General features: G+C 35.9%; 18 protein-coding genes. 15 read left to right on the forward strand and 3 right to left on the reverse strand.

The window, feature by feature from the left end:
- Positions 1–103: 103 nt before the first annotated feature.
- The 8 genes from H3U49_RS05440 to H3U49_RS05475 all read left to right on the forward strand — a co-directional run bounded on the left by H3U49_RS05440 (position 104) and on the right by H3U49_RS05475 (position 9,494).
- A complete protein-coding gene (locus H3U49_RS05440) occupies positions 104–952 on the forward strand; it encodes a helix-turn-helix domain-containing protein (RefSeq protein ID WP_198180288.1) in 849 nt (282 codons plus the stop codon).
- Between the two features lie 507 nt (positions 953–1,459).
- Positions 1,460–2,947, forward strand: a complete 1,488-nt coding sequence (locus tag H3U49_RS05445; protein WP_198180290.1) for a hypothetical protein — start codon at positions 1,460–1,462, stop codon at positions 2,945–2,947.
- Between the two features lie 412 nt (positions 2,948–3,359).
- A complete protein-coding gene (locus tag H3U49_RS05450) occupies positions 3,360–4,565 on the forward strand; it encodes an ABC transporter substrate-binding protein (RefSeq protein WP_370520796.1) in 1,206 nt (401 codons plus the stop codon).
- 27 nt (positions 4,566–4,592) lie between these two features.
- Positions 4,593–5,471, forward strand: coding sequence for a branched-chain amino acid ABC transporter permease (locus tag H3U49_RS05455; RefSeq protein ID WP_034979008.1), 879 nt, complete (start codon positions 4,593–4,595; stop codon positions 5,469–5,471).
- Positions 5,472–5,479: 8 nt separating this feature from the next.
- Positions 5,480–6,436 carry a branched-chain amino acid ABC transporter permease gene (locus H3U49_RS05460; RefSeq protein ID WP_034979007.1) on the forward strand — a complete coding sequence of 319 codons (957 nt, stop codon included), beginning with the start codon at positions 5,480–5,482 and terminating at the stop codon, positions 6,434–6,436.
- A 3-nt stretch (positions 6,437–6,439) separates the two neighbouring features.
- Positions 6,440–7,222, forward strand: coding sequence for an ABC transporter ATP-binding protein (locus H3U49_RS05465; protein WP_046331508.1), 783 nt, complete (start codon positions 6,440–6,442; stop codon positions 7,220–7,222).
- Positions 7,223–7,933 (forward strand): ABC transporter ATP-binding protein, encoded by a 711-nt coding sequence (locus H3U49_RS05470; RefSeq protein WP_034979002.1) that lies wholly within the window; start codon positions 7,223–7,225, stop codon positions 7,931–7,933.
- A gap of 358 nt (positions 7,934–8,291) precedes the next feature.
- On the forward strand, positions 8,292–9,494 hold the full coding sequence (locus H3U49_RS05475) for an ABC transporter substrate-binding protein (RefSeq protein WP_370466835.1): 1,203 nt from the start codon (positions 8,292–8,294) through the stop codon (positions 9,492–9,494).
- A gap of 94 nt (positions 9,495–9,588) precedes the next feature.
- On the opposite strand, the gene H3U49_RS05480 is transcribed toward H3U49_RS05475, so the two are convergent.
- On the reverse strand, positions 9,589–10,233 hold the full coding sequence (locus H3U49_RS05480; RefSeq protein WP_198180294.1) for a histidine phosphatase family protein: 645 nt from the start codon (positions 10,231–10,233) through the stop codon (positions 9,589–9,591).
- A gap of 24 nt (positions 10,234–10,257) precedes the next feature.
- Positions 10,258–10,926 (reverse strand): M57 family metalloprotease, encoded by a 669-nt coding sequence (locus H3U49_RS05485; protein WP_198180296.1) that lies wholly within the window; start codon positions 10,924–10,926, stop codon positions 10,258–10,260.
- 202 nt (positions 10,927–11,128) lie between these two features.
- On the opposite strand from H3U49_RS05485, the gene helD reads away from it, so the two are divergent.
- Complete coding sequence (helD, locus tag H3U49_RS05490) at positions 11,129–13,423, forward strand: RNA polymerase recycling motor HelD (RefSeq protein WP_198180297.1); 2,295 nt, start codon at positions 11,129–11,131, stop codon at positions 13,421–13,423.
- A gap of 9 nt (positions 13,424–13,432) precedes the next feature.
- A complete protein-coding gene (locus tag H3U49_RS05495; RefSeq protein ID WP_198180298.1) occupies positions 13,433–13,882 on the forward strand; it encodes a GNAT family N-acetyltransferase in 450 nt (149 codons plus the stop codon).
- A 15-nt stretch (positions 13,883–13,897) separates the two neighbouring features.
- Here the strand turns inward: H3U49_RS05495 and H3U49_RS05500 are convergent, their stop codons facing one another.
- Positions 13,898–14,470, reverse strand: coding sequence for an SGNH/GDSL hydrolase family protein (locus tag H3U49_RS05500; protein ID WP_198180299.1), 573 nt, complete (start codon positions 14,468–14,470; stop codon positions 13,898–13,900).
- Positions 14,471–14,564: 94 nt separating this feature from the next.
- Between H3U49_RS05500 and coaA the strand changes: the two genes are divergently transcribed.
- From coaA to H3U49_RS05525, 5 genes are all read left to right on the forward strand, one after another.
- Positions 14,565–15,479, forward strand: coding sequence for a type I pantothenate kinase (coaA, locus tag H3U49_RS05505; RefSeq protein ID WP_198180300.1), 915 nt, complete (start codon positions 14,565–14,567; stop codon positions 15,477–15,479).
- Between the two features lie 73 nt (positions 15,480–15,552).
- The gene (locus H3U49_RS05510; RefSeq protein WP_198180301.1) at positions 15,553–16,542 is read left to right on the forward strand and encodes an ornithine cyclodeaminase family protein; all 990 of its coding nucleotides are present in this window, start codon (positions 15,553–15,555) and stop codon (positions 16,540–16,542) included.
- Between the two features lie 198 nt (positions 16,543–16,740).
- Positions 16,741–17,313, forward strand: coding sequence for an elongation factor P (gene efp / locus H3U49_RS05515; protein WP_198180302.1), 573 nt, complete (start codon positions 16,741–16,743; stop codon positions 17,311–17,313).
- A 307-nt stretch (positions 17,314–17,620) separates the two neighbouring features.
- On the forward strand, positions 17,621–18,157 hold the full coding sequence (locus H3U49_RS05520) for a TetR/AcrR family transcriptional regulator (RefSeq protein WP_198180303.1): 537 nt from the start codon (positions 17,621–17,623) through the stop codon (positions 18,155–18,157).
- A gap of 101 nt (positions 18,158–18,258) precedes the next feature.
- The gene (locus tag H3U49_RS05525; protein ID WP_198180305.1) at positions 18,259–20,292 is read left to right on the forward strand and encodes an FAD-binding protein; all 2,034 of its coding nucleotides are present in this window, start codon (positions 18,259–18,261) and stop codon (positions 20,290–20,292) included.
- The last annotated feature ends 2 nt before the right edge of the window (positions 20,293–20,294 follow it).

Consider the following 20,294-nt stretch of genomic DNA (forward strand, 5'->3'; position numbering starts at 1 on the left):
ATAATCTTTATTTTTAATTTTATGATACTTTTATATTTTTTGATTATAATAAAATTAAAAAGTGTAATATTTGATAGTTAATCAAATAGTTGAGGAAATTTAAATGACAATTGGTGAATTACTAAAAGACTATCGCATTCAGCAAAAGAAAACACAAAGGCAATGGGTTAATGATGTGGTAAGCCCGTCATTTTATGCAAAAGTTGAAAAAAATTTAAGCAGCATTTCAGCAGATAATTTAATTGAGTTATTAAACATTAACAAAATTTCATTAACTGATTTTTTTGGTAAGTTAAACCACCAGGCGAAGACCGTACATGACGAGAACCTAGAGATTGATAGAATGGTTAATGAAGCGTATTATCAAAATTCTGTGCATGATCTGCAGCAAATACGAAATTTTGTTGCGGAAAGTGATTTTCCAAATAAAGAAGATAAATTAGATATAATTGATATCTTTATTGCAATAATTAACAAAAATCTTTCCAGTATTGATAGTGGCGTTATAGATAGATTGAAAGAAAGAACGTTTGATGTTTCTCATTTTAATTCTGATAGTTTAAGACTGTACTGCAACCTTATGAGTTTTTATGATTTAGATAGTAATTTATTGATTTCAAAAAGAGTAATACGTCAGTTTATTGGCTCGAGTAGCATTGATATTCAAAAGTTAGTTTTGTCTATAATTATTAATATGATGATTTTGTGTATTCGTAACAAAAGATTTGAAGAAACAGAATTTTATGTTAGTAGTGAAAAACAAATCAAAACAAAACCAGATATATTTTTTTATAAGACTATTGCTCCAGCTTATGAGAATATAATCAAATATCATTATGACCAAGATCCCAAGTGTCTTGATAAAGTACAAACAATAACTGCAAGTGTGAAAATTGCTGGTATGCCCAGTTATGGTAAAGAACTTGAAGAACTAATGATTACTAATAAATAAAATTTAAAAACGTCATATTAAGCCAGTAAGAGTTAAATATGACGTTTTTTATATGCTTATATAAAATCTTAATAAGCAAAGAATAATTAGAAAGGAGTAAAGAAAAAGGAGCAAAATTATTACGTGAATTAATTCCAATTGGGATCAAATTAGATTAATAAGAAACATAGAAAAGATGTTTGATAAGTTAAGCGAAGATTTAAAAATTAGGTCTAAAGTAGATGATCATATTTATGAAGCATTTGTAGATGGATTATTTATAAAGTTTAGACCAGGAAAAAATTATAAAGAAAGATGATAGGAAAAATGTTTTAAAAATGGCAATCAAGCTGGAGAGAATCGACACTAACAAAAAACAATATTTAAAAAAGAATAATGGCTTAAAAAGCAAATATTAAAATATGTTCAAGAAACTGTTCAGGTCATTTGAAAAATGACAGCGCTAACTATAATTAAGTTAAAAGGTGGTCTGCTTGAAGGAGCTAAACAGAAAGTTTGGTGATCTTGATGCAAAAATTAAAAAATATGCGCATTGGGCTAATAGAACTTTGTGCGACACTCATTATTAGCGGTTTGATGATAGTAACCGGTATTATTTTGGGTCTTAATCTTGCTTCCCTCATTATTAAGCTGTTTAGTGGCTTACTAAAACCACCTGCGGTAAATTTTAATTTCATAAAAGATTTTCTGCAGGTAAGTTGGGGCGTACAAGCGATAATGCTGCTGACCGCTGTAATAATGATTGGCGGTATAATAGTAACTTATAACCTAACCAGAACAATTTTAAAAAGTGTAGCTGCAAAAGAAGACGCATCTACAATTTTTCAAAAACATTCAGGACTAAGAATAATTGAAATGGTTTTAGGATTGGTACTAGTAGTAACCGGCTATTTTATACTAAATTTGCCTAGTCAAAATCTGTTTAATACTTTATTGGCAGCCTTTGTCACAATTGTGTCAGGTACTTATTTACTTTGCCACTCGTTATTAAGCTTGGTACCTGCAACTTGGTTTAGCAAAATTAAGTTAGCTAAAGGAAAAACGCAGCTGGGACTTCATCATTATGCCAGTGTTTTTACTATCATTTCCATACTCTTTGCCTTGACTATGGGCGCTCTGGCTTTAAGTCATGACTTTAATGCCTTTTCTCAAGATATTAAGAGGGGAACTTATTATGATGGCGTAATTGTCAGCAATACCGCCAATATTAAAAACGATGTGGCGCAACTAAAAATTAAAAAGCAACAAACATACCATTATAAAGATACAAAAGGGCACTTTTATTTTGTTCGTAATGAATTGGTAGATAATCCAGTTAAGTACGTCAAAAGCACCGGCAAGCGCAATTTTCAAGTCAAATTAATTAAGTTAGACCAATTGAATAAAAATTCTCTGGCAGGCAACAGCTTTCGCGAACTCGTTCCTAATAGCAGTCAAAAAGATAAAACAATTGCACTTTGTTCAGCTGCAGAATTAAATAAGGTTAAAGGCAATACTAAATATCTGACTTTGGTACAGCTAAACAGTTTTGATAGAGATTGGCCGTTTTTACTAAAAATTGAACATAAACAGGCTCAAAGTAGTCTTACCTATAGTCGACTCTACAGCAGTTCCAAAGCCGCTCTTTATCAGCTGGCACTGGGGATGACCAGAGAAATGAAGATTTTGGGCTTCTCAATGGCATTTGTGTTTGGTGCAACTCTGTTTGCTATTTTGATAATAGAGGTAATAAAATTTGCTAAGAAAAACCGGGATGCTGATCAAAAATTAAAGACTCAAAAAGTATCGCAGGAAAGCAGCACTTATGGAACGGGACTGTTGCTCTTAGTTCCAGCGGTATTTGGTGTCTTTGATGCTTTGTTTGGTCTAAAAATCTTTAATCAGGTTCTGCCAACAGCATATTATGAAATATGGTTACCAATAATGCTCATGATTTTAAGCTATTTTGTTTTATGCATCATGGTTGTATTTTGGCGGAAAAAAGCAGTATTTTAAAAAAGTCTGGTAAGTAAAACGCACGCTTTAACAGCGTGCGTTTGTTTTGCCTGTGAAAACAATAGAATTAATAAAAAATACTGAGAACTTTGATAAAAATAATTACAAAAACTTCTTGACATGCTAATGTTCTTTTTTTATAATTCTAAGTATTAAATTAAATTTTGGGAGGCGATTTTAATGAAAGCTAAATATTTAAATAAACGAACCAACATTAAAAATATTATTGCCCAGAGTTTAATTGCCTTGTTGTTGTCGTCTAGGACTTAGCATGATTAAATTACTTTTAGTGATTTTACATGAAAAGCCCTTGTTTGCGTCTTAATGAATGGGGCTTATCTAATAACTGATCTAAGCCTCATTCATTAAATGAATGAGGTTTTTAGTTACCAGGCTATTTGAAAAGGAGAAAATGATGAGTAAATTTTCAAAAAGATTGTTGCGTGTTTTAACGGTGGGAATGGCCGGCTTGGCACTAGCTGGTTGTTCCGTTGCAAAAAGCGGGGGCGGTAAGGGTACACACCAAGATAAAGATGTTGTCAAGGTTGGTATTAACATTGAGCTGTCTGGTACTGCTGCTGGATATGGTAGTGCTGAAAAGCAAGGCATAGTGTTAGCAGCTTCTGAAATTAATAAAGCCGGTGGAATTAACGTCAACGGGCATAAAAAGAAGCTTAAATTGCTTATCCGTGATAATAAATCCTCAATAGCTACTTCGGCTTCGGTTGCTGCACAACTGGCAACTAAAGATAAAGTGGCAGCAGTTATAGGGCCGGCTACTACTAATTGTGGTACCGCTGAAATTCCTAATATTACCAAGGCTTCTGTTCCCGGTATCAGTCCATCTGCAACGGATCCAAACTATACCAGACAAAAAAATGGCAAGGTTCAGCCTTATGTCTTTAGAGCTTGCTTTCAAGATACTTTCCAAGGAAAGAGCGCTGCTAAATTTGTCACCGATAAATTGAAAGCTAAACGAGTAGCAGTTTATGCTGATAACTCCAGTGATTATGGTACTGGTTTAGCAAAGGCCTTCAAAGATACTTATAAAGGCAAGATAGTTGATAGTCAAACATATTCTGCAGGTGATAAAGATTTCAATGCTGTTTTAACTTCATTTAAATCTAAGAAAATCGATGCTATTTATGTACCGGGTTACTACACAGAGTTAGGTTTGATCATCAAACAGGCACGGCAAATGGGTATTAAAGCTCCAATCGTTGGTGGTGACGGTATGTGTGATCCTAAACTCGTTCAAATATCAGGTGCTAAAAACGCAACTGATATTTACTACACTACACCATTTTCAACTAATGTAGCTGCCAAGAATCCAGATTCAAAAGCTGCTAAGTTTATCAAAGCATATAAAGCTCGTTACCATGCAGATGCACCTACATTTTCAGCTTTAGCATATGATGCAGTTTACTTAGTAAAAACTGCTATTGAAGAACAAAAATCAGATGATTCGGTTAAAATTACTGAAGGTCTAGCTAAGATTAAAGACTTTGACGGTGTTACTGGCAGAATTACCATGGACAAATTCCACAATCCAGAAATGCCAATTGCTATTGAAAAATTGACTAACGGTAAAGTAAGCGACTCATTCCGTGTTGAGTAAATAAGAAAATGAAAGGAGTGCTTAAATTTGCAAACAGTTTTACAGCAAATCATTAACGCCTTGTCGCTGGGCTCGATTTATGCCCTGCTGGCTTTAGGCTACAGCATGGTTTATGGCATTATTAATTTAATTAACTTTGCCCACGGCGATATTTATATGCTAGGTGCATTCTTTGCCTACTATGTTATTAATGCTTGGCATTTTAACTTTATTACAGCACTGCTTTCTGCAATGATTATTGGTGCAGTCTCAGGCGTGGTGATTGAGTATTTTGCATACCGGCCACTACGTAAGTCACCTCGTATAGCTGTACTGATCACGGCTATCGGTGTATCGTTTTTACTGGAAAACGGTATGTCATATTTTGTAGGATCAAATGCTCGCAGTTTCCCCCAAGTAATTGAACAGGTTAATTACAATATCGGTGGAGTGCAAATTTCAAATGTTCAGATTTTGATTTTGGCTACTGCTTTAATCTTGATGGTTTCCTTGCAGGTCATTATTCAAAAGACCAAAATGGGTCGGGCTATGCGTGCAGTATCCGTAGATCCTGCTGCCGCCGAACTAGTTGGTGTTAATGTTAATCATACGATTTCATTTACCTTTGCTTTAGGGTCGGCTTTAGCTGGTGCTGCAGGTATCTTAATTGGAATGTACTACAACCAAATCGATCCTTTAATGGGGATGACACCAGGAATTAAAGCCTTTGTTGCTGCCGTACTTGGTGGAATCGGCTCAGTGCCAGGGGCTTCTATTGGTGGCTTCTTAATCGGTATCTTGGAAACATTTTTCCAGTCTATCGGTTTGTCGGCATATAAAGACTCAGTTGTTTATCTAGTATTAATAGTCATTTTGCTTTTCTTACCTGCTGGTATTTTTGGCAAAAATGCTAAAGAGAAGGTGTAGGTGGCAAAATGAAATCGAATTGGAAATACATTTTGTCGTGGCTGTTATTAATGGTAGGCGGCTTTTACTTAATCAATGCGTTGATTATGGTCGGCGTGATAGATGATTTTATTGAAAACATGCTGGTCACGATTGGAATAAATATTATTTTAGCTACCGGTTTAAACCTGATTATCGGTTTTAGTGGTCAATTTTCTCTGGGCCATGCGGGTTTTATGGCAATTGGAGCATACGCTACCGCGATTATTACTCAACGCATGAGTAGCGAAGCTGGCTTTTTAATTTCAATGCTAGTAGGTGTCCTGATAGCAATTGTAATTGCTGCGGTTATTGGTACGGCAACTTTCATTCGCTTAAAGGGTGATTATTTAGCAATCGCAACTCTAGGAGCAGCTGAAATTATCCGCAATGTCATTAATAATTTGAAAATTACTGGTGGAGCGGCAGGGTTATACAATATTCCTCAGTTATGCTCATGGCCAACTGTTTATATCTTGGTTTGTGTGACCACAATCATTTTGACAAACTTTATTCGCTCAAAAGACGGTCGGGCAATTAAAGCTGTTCGTGAAGACGAAATTGCTGCTGAAGCAATGGGAATTAATACTACTAAATGGAAATTGGCTGCTTTCGTTTTAGGTGGCGCAACTGCTGCAATAGCTGGCAGTCTCCATGCTTCATTCTTGCAAACAATATCTCCTTCAAACTTTGGTATCATGGAATCTATCTCTATCTTAGTTATTGTTGTTTTGGGTGGTGTTGGCAGTATGACTGGCACGTTTGTTGCAGCAATCGTTTTAGGCGTTTTAGATACAGTTTTACAAAGTTTCGGTGCGTTAAGAATGGTTATCTATGCAATAGTTCTGATACTAATCATGATTTTCAAACCATCAGGACTTTTGGGTAACTGGGAATTCTCTCTTAAAAATTTGACACGCCATTTTGGCAAAAAGGAAAGGAGCTAGTATATGCCACACTTATTAGATGTTGACCACGTAGTGCGCAAGTTTGGTGGGTTAACTGCAGTTAATGATGTCTCACTTCATCTGGATAAGCACGAACTAGTTGCCTTGATTGGTCCTAATGGTGCAGGTAAAACCACTTTGTTTAACTTGCTAACTGGAATGGTGCAAGTTACTAGTGGAAAGATCAACTTGCAAGTTGATGATCAAAATTATGATTTAACGCATAAAAGTGCTGTGCAAATTGCAGACTTAGGTTTATCCCGTACATTTCAAAATATTCGCTTATTTAAAGACTTAACTGTTATGGATAATGTTCTAACTGCAATGACAAATGAATACAAAGAAAACTTTTTAACAACAGTTTTTCGTTTACCCAGTTTTTATAAAACGGAAAAGGAAATGAAGGAAGCTGCGCAAAAGTTATTAGCAATCTTTGATTTAACGGATAATGAACAAACTTTGGCTAAGAACTTGCCTTATGGAACGCAAAGACGCTTGGAAATAGTACGTGCTTTGGCTACTCACCCGCAGATTCTTTTCCTGGATGAACCTGCTGCTGGTATGAACCCAGAAGAAACAGCGGATTTGACTAATCTTATTAAATATATTCAGAAGGAATTTCAGATCACGGTTTTGTTAATTGAGCATGACATGTCTTTAGTTATGAACCTGGCTGAAAGAATCTATGTACTTGATCAAGGCGAGATATTGGCTACCGGATCGCCTGAAGAAATTAAGGCCAATCCTAAAGTTGTTGAAGCATATCTAGGAGAGGGTGATGACTAGATGGCAATGTTAGAAGTTCGTGACTTGTCTGTAAATTATGGTGTTATTCAAGCTGTTAAGAATGTCAGTTTTGAAATTAACCAAGGTGAAATCGTAACCCTAATTGGAGCTAATGGAGCTGGTAAGTCAACTATTGTTAAGACAATTTCTGGCTTGTTAAAACCCAAAAGTGGTCAAATTTTCTACCTTGGCGAAGAAATAGATCACAAAAGTGCTCCGCAAATTGTGAGCGCGGGTATCTCTCAAGTAGCAGAAGGTCGGCATATTTTTGCTGGAATGACCGTAATGGAGAATCTGCAGATGGGTGCTTTTTTGCAAAAGAATCATGATGAAGTTTCAAAAACCTACAAAGACATTTTTGAACGCTTTCCAATTTTGCAGAAAAGGCGTAATCAGGATGCAGCTACCCTGTCTGGTGGTGAGCAGCAAATGTTGGCCATGGGTCGTGCCTTAATGGCAAAGCCAAAATTGTTGCTGCTTGATGAACCATCAATGGGTTTATCACCCCTGTATATTCAAGAAATATTTAAAATTATTAAAGAACTAAACGAAAAAGGTACCACTATTTTGTTGATAGAACAAAATGCTAAACAAGCTCTATCTATTGCCGATCGTGGTTATGTATTGGCAACAGGAGTAGTGCAATTAAGTGGTACTGGTCAAGAATTGTTGGCTAACCCGGAAGTACAGAAAGTATATTTTGGTGGTTAGTGGTAATCAAGTTGTTGTAATGACAATGATGTTAATTCATTGTTAAGTCAGATAGTGAAAACTATAGAGTTTACATAAAATTCTGAGGAGGTAATTGTGATGGAAACGAAATATTTTAAACAAAAAAGTAATATGAATATCTTTCAAACTCAGGATTTAGTTGCCTTGTTGTTGGAGCGCAGGACTTAACATACATGAATTACGTGATGTAATTTATAGTAGTTAAGCCCTAGTTTGCGTGTCAATGATTGGGGTTTAACTAATTGATAATTTAAGCCTCATTCATTGATTTGAATGAGGCTTTTTTGTGGTCAATTTTAGTTAAAGAATAGAAAGAATAGTTAGAAGGAACAAGATGATGGATAATATTAGCGGTATTAAGAAGATAATGAATGTTGTAATCACTGGCATGGCTGCTTTTATGCTGGCAGGCTGTACTGTTGCTAAAAGCAGTAGTGGGGATGGAACTAAGCAAGATAAAGATTCAGTCAAAATTGGCGTTAACATGGAGTTGTCTGGAGCTGCAGCCGGTTATGGCAACGCTCAAAAGCAAGGTATTCAATTAGCAGTTAGTGAAATTAATAAAAAAGGCGGCATTGATGTTAATGGTCATAAGAAAAAAATCAAACTGATCATGCGTGATAATAAAACTGCTATTTCTACTTCTGCTTCAGTTGCTGCCCAATTAGCTACAAAAGAAAAGGTAGCAGCAATTGTAGGACCGGCAACTACTAATGCTGGCACAGCTGAAATTCCTAATATTACTAAGGCTAAGGTACCAAGTGTCAGTCCTTCGGCGACAGATCCAAATTACACTTTACAAAAGAATGGTAAAGTGCAGCCATTTGTTTTTAGGGCATGTTACCAAAATAATTTTCAAGGTGGTAGTGCAGCCAAATTCGTAATGAATAACATTAAGGCAAAGAGAGTGGCTGTCTATACTGACAATTCAAGTGACTATGGTAACGGTCTTGCTAAAGCATTTAAGAAAACTTATAAAGGCAAGATAGTTGATAGTCAGACATTTTCAGAAGGTGACAAAGATTTTAACGCTGTATTAACTTCGTTTAAAGCTAAGAAAGTCGATGCTATTTACGTTCCTGGCTACTACACGGAAGTTGGCTTAATAATTAAGCAAGCGCGTCAAATTGGAATTAAGGCACCAATTGTCGGTAGTGATGGTATGGCTGATCCGAAGCTGGTACAAATTGCTGGTGCTAAAAATGCAAGTAAAATCTACTATACTACGCCATTTTCAACACAGGTAGCTGCCAAGGATCCAACTGCTTCTAAATTTATGAGTGATTTCAAGAACCGCTACCATGAAGAAGCACCAACTTTTTCTGCTTTAGCTTATGATGCGGTATATATGATTAAAGAAGCAATCGAAAATGAAAAATCCGATGATTCTGCAAAAATCACGAAGGGTCTGGAACAAATTAAAGATTTTACTGGCGTAACTGGGAAAATCACAGTAGATAAAGATCATAATCCTGAAAAACCAATTGCTGTAGAAGAATTAATTAATGGCAAAGTGGGTAAAACTTTTAAAATTGAATAAGACTTATTTTTAAACAATAAAAAAGTTAGCTTTTCTAAGAAAGAATAGCTAACTTTTTTGATTGTATAAAATATTCTCCTGTTAATTGGGGGCATCAGAGCTTTAATTTATCATATGAAACAACTTTTTTCTCTTGCTCTGTCATATTCATCACTGTAATTGAAGCGTTACGAGGGCGTTCTTTAATATCAAAATCGCTGTAACGATCGGCAATACTGTGAATTGTAAAACCGTGAGTAACGAGCAAAATATTTTCAGCCCCATCTAATTGATTGATTAATTTGAACCCCTTGTTTATTCTATCCCAATACTCTTTAGCATTTTCTGCATCATGAAAAGGATCGGCCTCTTTAATCCAGTCTTTAACAGTGTCTAATGATTCATTTTTAAGCATTTCAGCATGGCTTTTATAACCGTGGGGACCACTAATCATTTGCCAAGCAGCATCTGAATCCATACCTTCAAAATAGCCGTAAAAATGTTCACGGAAAAAAGGAGTTGCGATATGTTGAATTTCATCACGGTTAACATTGTGTTTAATGATGATGTCACAAGTGTCGCTTGCTCTTTTCATATCACTTGATAATGCAATGTCAAAAGGCACATCTTTTAAAGCTTCACCAACTTGGTCAGCGCCTGCTATTCCTTTTTCTGTTAGTGGCGTATCACACCAGCCTTGCATTTTGTTATAGCGGTTAATAAAAGTTTCACCGTGACGCACTATATATATTCTTTTCATTTTACTCCTCGCAAATTTAATATCTTATTTTTTGTATAACTTTTGAACATTTTCAACATCGACCGGTTCAATTGGGTATAAAGAACCTGTAGGATACATTACAGACACCCCATTATTATGTTTTAGTCCGATTGCATGTCCCAATTCATGTTCTACAGTATTTAAAATACGTTGGTAAGTATAACTGTATGGTGAAAAATTCTGTAAGTAATAAATATTTAACCTGGTAACTGCAGAATACATGATTCCAGTTTTGACATAATAATGAAAAGTAGTATACCCCGCATAATTGGTATTGGGACTATAAACCTGTTCAACTACAATATTAGCTTTTTTCCTGCTTTTGGCTACGGTAAAAGTAAAGGCTTTAGTATCATTCCATTCATCAATTGCATCTTTAGTAGCAGAAATTAATTCTTCATTATTATCAAGATCTATATAAATAGAAGCTTTAGGCTTTTTCCAGTGCCAAGAAGAAGCTACAGCAGCTGTACGTTTTTTCTTGGCCTTTTTACTTTTCTTTGTTTTCTTTTTAACTTTTTTTGCCTTTTTAGCAACTTTCTTGGCATAAACGGTCTGAGAAGGCCAACTAGATAACGAATTATCAGCAATCGGAGCAATTGCACTTCCAATTGTAAAAATTACAACTAGCGCACACGCTAATTTAGATAAAAAATGACCATATTTTTTCATACCTTAATCAACTCCATTACCTTACATTATATAGGAAAAATAGTAAAAGTTTCATAATTTACTGATTTTAACGCATAAATTATAATCATTATCAGGAAATTTATGCAGATTTTACTGTTTAGCTAAAAACAAATCCAAGATTTTAATATAAACCGATTTCATGGTAAAATAGAATGCAAGTTTTGGAAAATTAGGTGAGTTTATGACAAAAGCGATGGATGATAAAGAATTTGAGCAAAAGCATCTCGACAAGATTTTAAAAATGATACGGGCTAAAAAAGCCGAGTTGTCATCGTCAATTAAGTCGGCTGAAGGAGAAGCCCAAGATCTTAATTCACACTTTTTTGATGATGTAAAATTAGATTATGACGGCTATTCAACATCTATGGAGACTGCGTTGTCTATTCACCAGCAACAGCAACTGCTTGATGAACGTCAAAATGCCTGGCAGCATGCAGCAAAACAACTAAGTACTATCCAAAAATTAGAACAAAAGCCATATTTTGCCAGAGTAGACTTTAAAGAAGCAAATGAAAATCCGGAAACTATTTATATTGGTCTAGGTTCTTTTGCGGACAAAAATAATCACTTTTTGATTTATGATTGGCGCGCCCCAATTTCATCAATTTATTATGATGGTAAGATTGGCAAAGTCTCTTACATGTCACCTGAAGGTGAAATTACCGTTGATATGACCAAAAAACGGCAGTTTATGATTGAAAACGGCAAGATTGTCAACATGTTTGACACCAATGAGTCTATTGGTGACCAAATGTTGCTGGAAGTCTTAGGTGAAAAATCCGGCACGCAGATGAAATCGATTGTCACGACTATTCAGCGTGAGCAGAACAAAATCATTAGAAATACCAGTGCTGACCTATTGTTTGTTCAAGGAGCAGCTGGTTCGGGTAAAACCTCTGCAATTTTACAGAGAATTGCCTATCTGCTATATCGCTATCGCGGCAACCTTACCAGTAGTGACGTCATCATGTTTAGCCCTAATCAATTATTCAACGATTATATCAAGAATGTTTTGCCCGAGATGGGTGAACAAAACATGGTGCAAATGACTTACTGGCAGTTTGTAGCTAGAAGACTACCGGGAATGACCGTTGAAAATTTGTTTGATCAATTTGAGGATAGCAGGGCTGATTCTGCAATTAGTCAATTTAAGGATTCAACAAATTTCTTTAATTTACTGCATCATTATGCTAAACACCTCAATAAACGCGGCGTAATTTTTAAAAATATTTACTTCCGTAATAAAAAGAAACCATTTTTTACGAAAGAAAAAATCAGTGAACTCTATTATTCATTTAATTCCAATTATAATTTGAGCAATAGAATTGATGCTACACGCGAAGGATTAATAAAATCGCTCAATCGCAAGATTAACAGTGAAACTAAAAAGGCCTGGGTGTCTGATGCCATCCAAAATCTTAGTCAAGAGCAGCTCAATGCTTTATATGATCGTCCAGACCAAGAGTTTGAATCAGAGGAAAAAGAAGAAAAATTCCTCAGCCGTAAAATTGTCGTGAAGGCACTTGATAAAGTTTTCCAGCAAATTAGACGGAATAATTTTATTAATATGCGTGCCCAATATTTGAACTTTTTACGTGCTGTGCCTAAAATGACTGACCTAAGTAAATGGCAAATTGCAGAAGTAGATTGGCAAAAACACATCGAAGAAGTTAAGCAAAGCTTTATGAAGCATTATATTCATATGAATGATGTTTCAGCCTACTTGTATCTTTATGATCTAATCACAGGTCGTCATGTAGATTATGAAATGCGTTATGCTTTTATTGACGAGATTCAGGATTATACGCCGTTTCAACTTTGCTACCTGAAATATAATTTCCCTCGTGCTAAATTTACGATGTTGGGCGATTTAAACCAGGCTATTTTTACCAAAGATGAAAGTAGAAGTCTGCTTAAGCAGATCAGTGGTTTATTTGATCCTGAAAAAACTGATGTCGTCCAGTTAACTAAATCTTATCGTTCAACAAAACAGTTGACTGAATTTACTAAGCAAATCCTGCGGCAAGGTGAAAAAATTGAATCATTTGACCGTCAGGGGCCTAAGCCCGCTCTTTGGCAACGCTGCGATGATGTTGCTGCAATCAAGGTACTGGAAGAAATACTAGATGAAAATAATCAGGCTAACATGACAACTGCAATTATTACCAAGGACTTGGCCAGCGCTAAAATTGTGGCAGAAAAGCTCCAAGAAGATAAAGTGAAAGCAACATTGATTGCTACTGCCAATCAGCGCTTAGTTGAGGGCACTTTAGTTATTCCATCCTATTTAGCTAAAGGCTTGGAGTTTGATGCCGTTATTATGTGGGCTGCCTCAAAAGAAAATTATCATCGCATTGATGAAACGCAACTTGTATACACAATAACTTCTCGGGCGATGTACAAGCTTGATATTATTTATACTAACGAAAAGAGTCCACTTCTGGAAGTAGACCGAAAAACTTATATAGAAAAGTAGGAAGATTTTATGACTGACAGTGAAAAATTTACCTTCAAGCGGGTTGTGCAAATGACAGGTCGCGAAATGTTTTGTGTAGCTCGTTTACGAATAGATACGTTTGTAACCGAGCAGGAAATAACAGTACCAGAACTTGACGATCAAGATTTAGACTCAATTCAGGTCTATTTGCTTAATGCAGAAAAAACAAATGCCTTGGCCGTTTGCCGTATTTTTCCAGAAAATGGTAAGTGGATGCTAGGCAGAGTAGCAGTAGCTGCAACATCCCGCGGGCAAAAGCTGGGAACCAAAATGATGAAACAGGTTCATGAATACCTGCGTGATCAGGGGATCGACCGGCTTTATTGTCATGCACAATGGCAGGCCAAGCCCTTCTATGATTTTTTAGGCTATCACACTGAAGGCGAGCCATTTGTAGAGGCTGACATTAAGCATGTTATGATGTATAAAGACTTATAAAAATGATAACTTGCACTACATTTGTGCAAGTTTTTCTTTAATTGCTGCCACAACCAAATCAATTAAAATTTGATTTCCCGCAGCAGTAAGATGTTGCCCATCTTCTTGATAGTACGAAGATAAATTTTCTAACTGGCAAAAATTGGCGATCAAGTTAATAAAAGGAATATGATACTTGCGTGCACAATCTGCGGCAATTTGATTGTATACTTTCATATCTTCAAGGTTATAGTATTGCATGATGTCCTTGTTATTAGGATCTTCATAAGATGGACCTGCAATAATCATTTTAGCGCTACCGATAGTTTCAACCATGTGATCCAGGTTCTGAGCATAAGCAGTGCTGCTAATCCCCCAATCACTTGACATGTCGTTTGTACCGTATTCAAGTACTACTATGTCAGCATCTTGGGGAATTAAATTTAGGCGTTTCTTGCCTTCAGCAGTAGTAGCACCACTTAAGGATAAGTTTATAATTTGTGCATCTGCGTCTAGGTTTTTTTGCACACCTGCAGTTATGACATTGGTATCATGACCAGCATGGTAGCCATTAAATATAGAATCGCCAAAAAGAATTATCTTTTTCATAGTTTTGCCTTTCTTTTTACTTAGAAAAATTAATTAGGAAACATTATACTTCTATTTTACTATATTGATAAACATAAAATTTAAGGACATTAGGATGAAAAATTATTTACAATTTAACAGGGAAAAATGGCAGTCTTTTTCTGCCACTGAATCGGTTAAGATTACTAAAGAAGAACTGGCAAAGATAAAATCTTTGGGAGATATTATCAATTTAACTGACGTACAAGAAGTTTACAGCAGTTTAATTGAGTATCTTTATTTAGTTTATCAGGATAAACGGTCTCTGCAACAAAAGCAAAGCGAGTTTTTGCAGCAGAAAGTTGCTAGCGCACCTTTTATTATTGGTATTTCTGGTTCAGTAGCAGTGGGTAAATCTACCACTGCCAGACTTTTACAAGTATTGCTTAGCCGGACATACCCAGGCTTGAAAGTACACTTGATGACCACAGACGGTTTCATTTATTCTAACCAGGAGTTGGCAAGACGCAATCTGACTGACCGCAAGGGTTTTCCTGAAAGTTATAATATGAAATTGCTTACTGATTTTCTCCAAGATGTATTGAGTGGCAAAAAAGATATTGTTTATCCACTTTATTCTCAGGAATTGAGTGATATTGTGCCTGGGGAATATGGCCACGTGTGTGAACCCGATATTTTAATTATTGAGGGCATTAATACGCTGCAATTGCCTACCAATGGCCAAATTGTGACAAGTGACTTTTTTGATTTTTCAATTTATATTGATGCTCCTGAGGATCTGATTGAAAAGTGGTTTATGCAGCGTTTCGTTAGGGTAATGGAACTAAATAAAAATAATCCGCATAATTTTTATTATGAGATGGCTAATGGTCCCAGGGATGAAGCCTTAAAGTTTGCAGAGGAAACTTGGCAAATGGTGAACTTGGTCAACTTACGTGAGTATATTGCTCCAACAAAGCAACGCGCCAGCTTGATTTTGCATAAAACTGCAGGTCATGTTATCGACCAAATTTATCTTAAACAAATCTAATGTGTGCCTTTACAAAGAGTAATTTATAATAGGCTTTGAAAGTGTGAAGTTAAGAGTAATACAGGAGGAACAAATGTTACTGTTAAACAGAAGTGATATTGAAAAATGTTATTCCTTAGAAGATTGCATTGATGCAGTGGCCGATGCCTTTAAATATTTTTCTGCAGGTAAAGTAGACGTGCCACTAAGAACTCAGATTCTTAAGCAAAATGGTAAAGATACCTTCTTGTGTATGCCAGCTTTTTGTGAAGAATATGATGCTGCTTGTGTGAAAGTGTTGAACATGTTTCCTGAAAATATTAATCAAGGCTTGCCTTCAATTAATGCTCAGGTATTAAATATTGATACCAAAACTGGCATAGTGAATGCGATTTTGGATGGTAATTATGTTACCCAATTGCGTACTGGCTCTGCTTCTGGTGTAGCGTTGAAATATTTGGCAAAAAAGAATTGCAAAAAGGGTGCGTTAATTGGTACGGGAGGACAAGCTGCTACACAGCTTGAAGCAATGCTGATTGTACGTGACCTAGATGAAGTTGCAGTTAGTGATCTCGATTTTGAACGTGCCCAAGAGTTTGCTGGGAAAATGCAAGAGCAATTAGCGCAATACCATACCAAAATCACTGCAGTTAAGACAGGAAATGAAGCCGTGAAGGATGCAGATGTGATTATATCTGTTACACCGTCAACTAAACCGGTTTATGATGCTCAATTTATTAAAAAAGGGGCAACTATTTGCGGCGTTGGTGCTTACCAACCACAAATGGAAGAAACCCCGGCTGAACTAGTCACTAAAGCAAATAAAATTTACTTTGATTCTAAAGATGCTGTTTTGGCAGAATCTGGCGATATAATTACCCCGTTAAATAAGGGCATGGTTACAAATAATAGTTTTACCGGTGAGATTGGTCAAGTCGTCAGTGGCGACTTAATAGGGCGTGAAAACGATGACGAAATAATTTTCTTTGAAACTGTTGGCATTGCCGCTCAAGACCTGATGGCAACGAAGTCAATTTATGATAAAGCCGCAAAGCAAAAGGTAGGCACTAAAGTTAATATGTAATTTTATTAACAAATCACTATTTGGTCTACATTAAAATCATTAATCACTGATTTAGTGGTGTTGATAAAGTCCAAATTTTGTTATACTAATCATTATGAGCAAGATTTTTTTACTATTAATTAAAAAATTTGCTTTACCTCCAGCGTGGTTTTCTTAAAATCAGTAATTAATTTAGAAAAAGATTTAAAGGAGTAAAAAATGGTACAAGCAATTAACTTAAAAAAAGGTATGGTTTTTAGTCAAGATGGCAAACTAATTCGTGTTTTAAAGGCCAATCATCATAAGCCGGGAAAAGGCAACACTGTTATGCAAATGGATTTGCGTAATGTGGAAAGTGGTGCTGTTGTTCATAAAACTATGCGTCCAACCGAGAAAGTAGATTTAGTCGAAATTACCAAGAAAAATGTGCAGTATCTTTATAATGAAGGTGATATTTATACTTTCATGGATACTGAAACCTATGAGCAATATGAGGTTTCAGCAGAACAACTAGGTGATGACAAACTTTACCTGATGCCTAATATCGAAGTTCAATTGGAGTTTGCTAATGACAGCAAGTTGCTTGGTGTGGAATTACCATCAACTGTCACAATGAAAGTAGCTCATACTGAACCGGGCATTAAAGGTGCAACTGTTACCGGTTCCGGCAAACCAGCTACTATGGAAACAGGCTTGGTAGTTCAGGTCCCAGACTTCATTAAGGAAGGTGAAGAACTGGTTATCAATACGGCAGAAGGAGCCTATAAGTCAAGAGCCGAAGGTGGCAAGTAATTTTATTTATAATTAGCTGAATAATTAATTGACGTAACCGTAAAAGTTACGTCTTTTTTGATATAAAATTTCGCCTATAGCATTTCTTATTATGAACGTAAAGCAACATGGAAAATTAACTTAAAGCTGCAATTAGCTAGTTTAGTTTGTAGACATAATTCAATAGATTTAAAATGTGATTTTGGTATCAAGGACAAAAAAGCTTGTCATTTTACTTTGACTGAAGTTTTTGCACTTTAGATATGAGTATATAATAAAATTAAATAAACCGTTCATACTTGGAGACTGAATAAAGGGTATAGCTAAAATGGCACAAAAAGTTAAAGCTAATGAAACAAAAATAAGAATAGCCAGCATGTTAAATGAATTGCTAAAAGAAAAGGACATTGAACGAGTTTCTGTAGTTGAACTTTGTCAAAAAAGTAATGTCTCTCGTACTACTTTTTATAAATATTTTCAGGACATATACGACATTCACCAATGGTTATGGAAATATTATTTGGCGGACTGCATGAATAATATTTATGTTCAATATGGATGGTATGATGGCCTGTTAAAATTCTTTTCTGTGATGTTAAAGCATAAGGAATTATTTCAAAACAGTGAGAAGGGGATCACACCATTTCCAGAACAAGGTTATGAAAATGTATTAAAAATTATTAAACAGAAATTTTATCAAAAAGGCATATATTTAACGGAAAAAGAAAAAGTAATTCTAAAGTACTGCATTTATATGCAAGCCTCGGCTACTTCTAAATGGATAAGGGATAAAATGCAAGATGATCCTAAAGAAGTAACTAAAGCTTTAATTTATGCTCTGCCAGATTTTATTCCTCAAAATTAACTCTTATGTTAACAAAATCACGAATCTGTAAATTGATAGATTGGCTAAATAATCTAATCTAGTATGTGAAGACAGTAACATGCTAGATTGGAGGAATTAAAATGGCAAGTTATAAAGATGGCAATTATCATGCAGAAAATCAAGGAATGCATGATTTGGTAAAAGTAGATGCAAAAATCAAAAATAATAAAATCGTTGAATTACTGATTGACGCTAGTAAAGAGACTAAAAATATTGGACAGTTAGCAGCACCCAAAATGCAGGCTAAAATTTTAGCAGCACAAAGTGCAGACGTTGATGTAATTAGTGGTGCGAGTGTCACTTCAAATGCAATTAAGAAAGATATTCAGGAAATCATAAATGAAGCCAGTGGAAAGCCAGCTCAAAGTAAAAGCATAAAAAAGGCTCCTGACTGGCTCGGAAATGAGCCTCAAATTGATTCTGAAGAAATAAAGAAGGTTATTCATGCTGATATTGTAATAGTTGGTGGTGGCAATGCTGGAACAATGTGCGCCTTTGCTGCCAGTGAAAAGCACAAAAAAGTTGCTGTAATTGAAGCCCAAGCGGAAGATAATGTCTATTATTACGGTATGCATGATATTGCAGCTGTTAATTCTAATTTTCAACTAGAAAATGGTGCGCCTAAGATTAAAAAGAGCGAATTTATTGCTGAGTATCAACGAAGAACTCATAATCGGACTGATCCTATGCTAGTCAAGCAGTTTGTAGATAATAGTGGTGCTATGATAGATTGGCTAATGGATCATGCTGCTCCTGAAGTTGTTAACAAAGCATGTTTGTTAAATGTTACTTCTAAACATGATTATTTACCTCAAGGCAGGGAAATAAATAAGTTTACCAGTTGGACTGGTGCTGTGCAAATTAACTATAATGCTGCTGCCCCCAAATTAATAGCTGATGCTGAAAAGCAAGGAGCAAAATGGTATTGGGAAACTAAGGGGGTTAAACTAATTCATGAATCATATTCAGTTGAAGAGCAAGATGAAAAAACTTCTGAAAATGGTGAAGTGAGTTTCTTTAGTAAAAAAGTGCCTCATCAAAAAGTTACGGGAGTTATTGCAAAAGATAAAAATGGTCAATTTATAGAGTTTTTGGCTAATGATGCGGTTGTTCTAACTGGCGGGGATTATGGTGGTAATCCTCAAATGTATGAAGCTTTACAAGACGAGAAAAGAAATGTATATGAAGCTCATGGCTTGGACACAGAAGAATTACACTGTCCAAGTTTTGGCAGAGATGGCAGTGGCATAAAAATGGCTTTATGGGCTGGAGCCACAATGGATCCGGGTCCGCGTTGTGCGGTTGATCCTCAGGTTATTTTAAATTCTGATAAATATGCAACCAATGTTTTACGCTGGGGCTCAAGCTTTTCAGGACAGCCTGCACCTGAAATAGGCGCATCACGGTTTAATCCTTGGGGGTCACCATTTGTTTACTTTGATAGCAATGGTAAGAGATTTACTGATGAAACTGTTCTCGGTGTATTTGGAATGAGAGAGCGTGTCGAAAGGTCGAAACCGGGTAGATATTTTGCAATTTGGGATAGTCAGTGGCCAGAATTAATGCGCAGATCAATTCCAGAGCACTTTTCTGTACCAACAGGCGGTGATGAAGAAGTTGATTTGTATCAAGAATTCCAATCGTGGCTCGATCGGGGCGCTAAAGGTGCAAAGACCAACCCTGGCGAAACAGTTTCATGTTGGGGTGCTCAAGATTTGGACACTTTGCTTACATATATGCATTTGAATGAAAAACAAAAAGAAAATATTAAAGCAGAAATTACTAAATATAATCATTTCTGTGAACAAGGTGAGGATACAGACTTCGGTAGGGATCCAAAACTCCTATTGCCGATTAATAAAGGTCCATTCTTTGGCATGTACTTTGTTGAAGATAAGCCAATGACTGGAATAGTTACCTTAAACGGAGTTAACACAGATTCTGAGCAACGAGTAGTTGACTCTAACTGGAATCCAATCGACAATTTATACGCTTGTGGTAACAATGCCGGTGAAAGATTCGCAATCGAATATTCTACTCCAATGCAAGGGTTGACCCTTGGCATGGCCATGACCTTAGGTTGGGTACTCGGTTATCAATTAGCGCAGAAGTAAGA

This window comes from Lactobacillus sp. W8174, assembly GCF_016100975.1.
GTDB lineage: Bacteria > Bacillota > Bacilli > Lactobacillales > Lactobacillaceae > Lactobacillus > Lactobacillus juensis.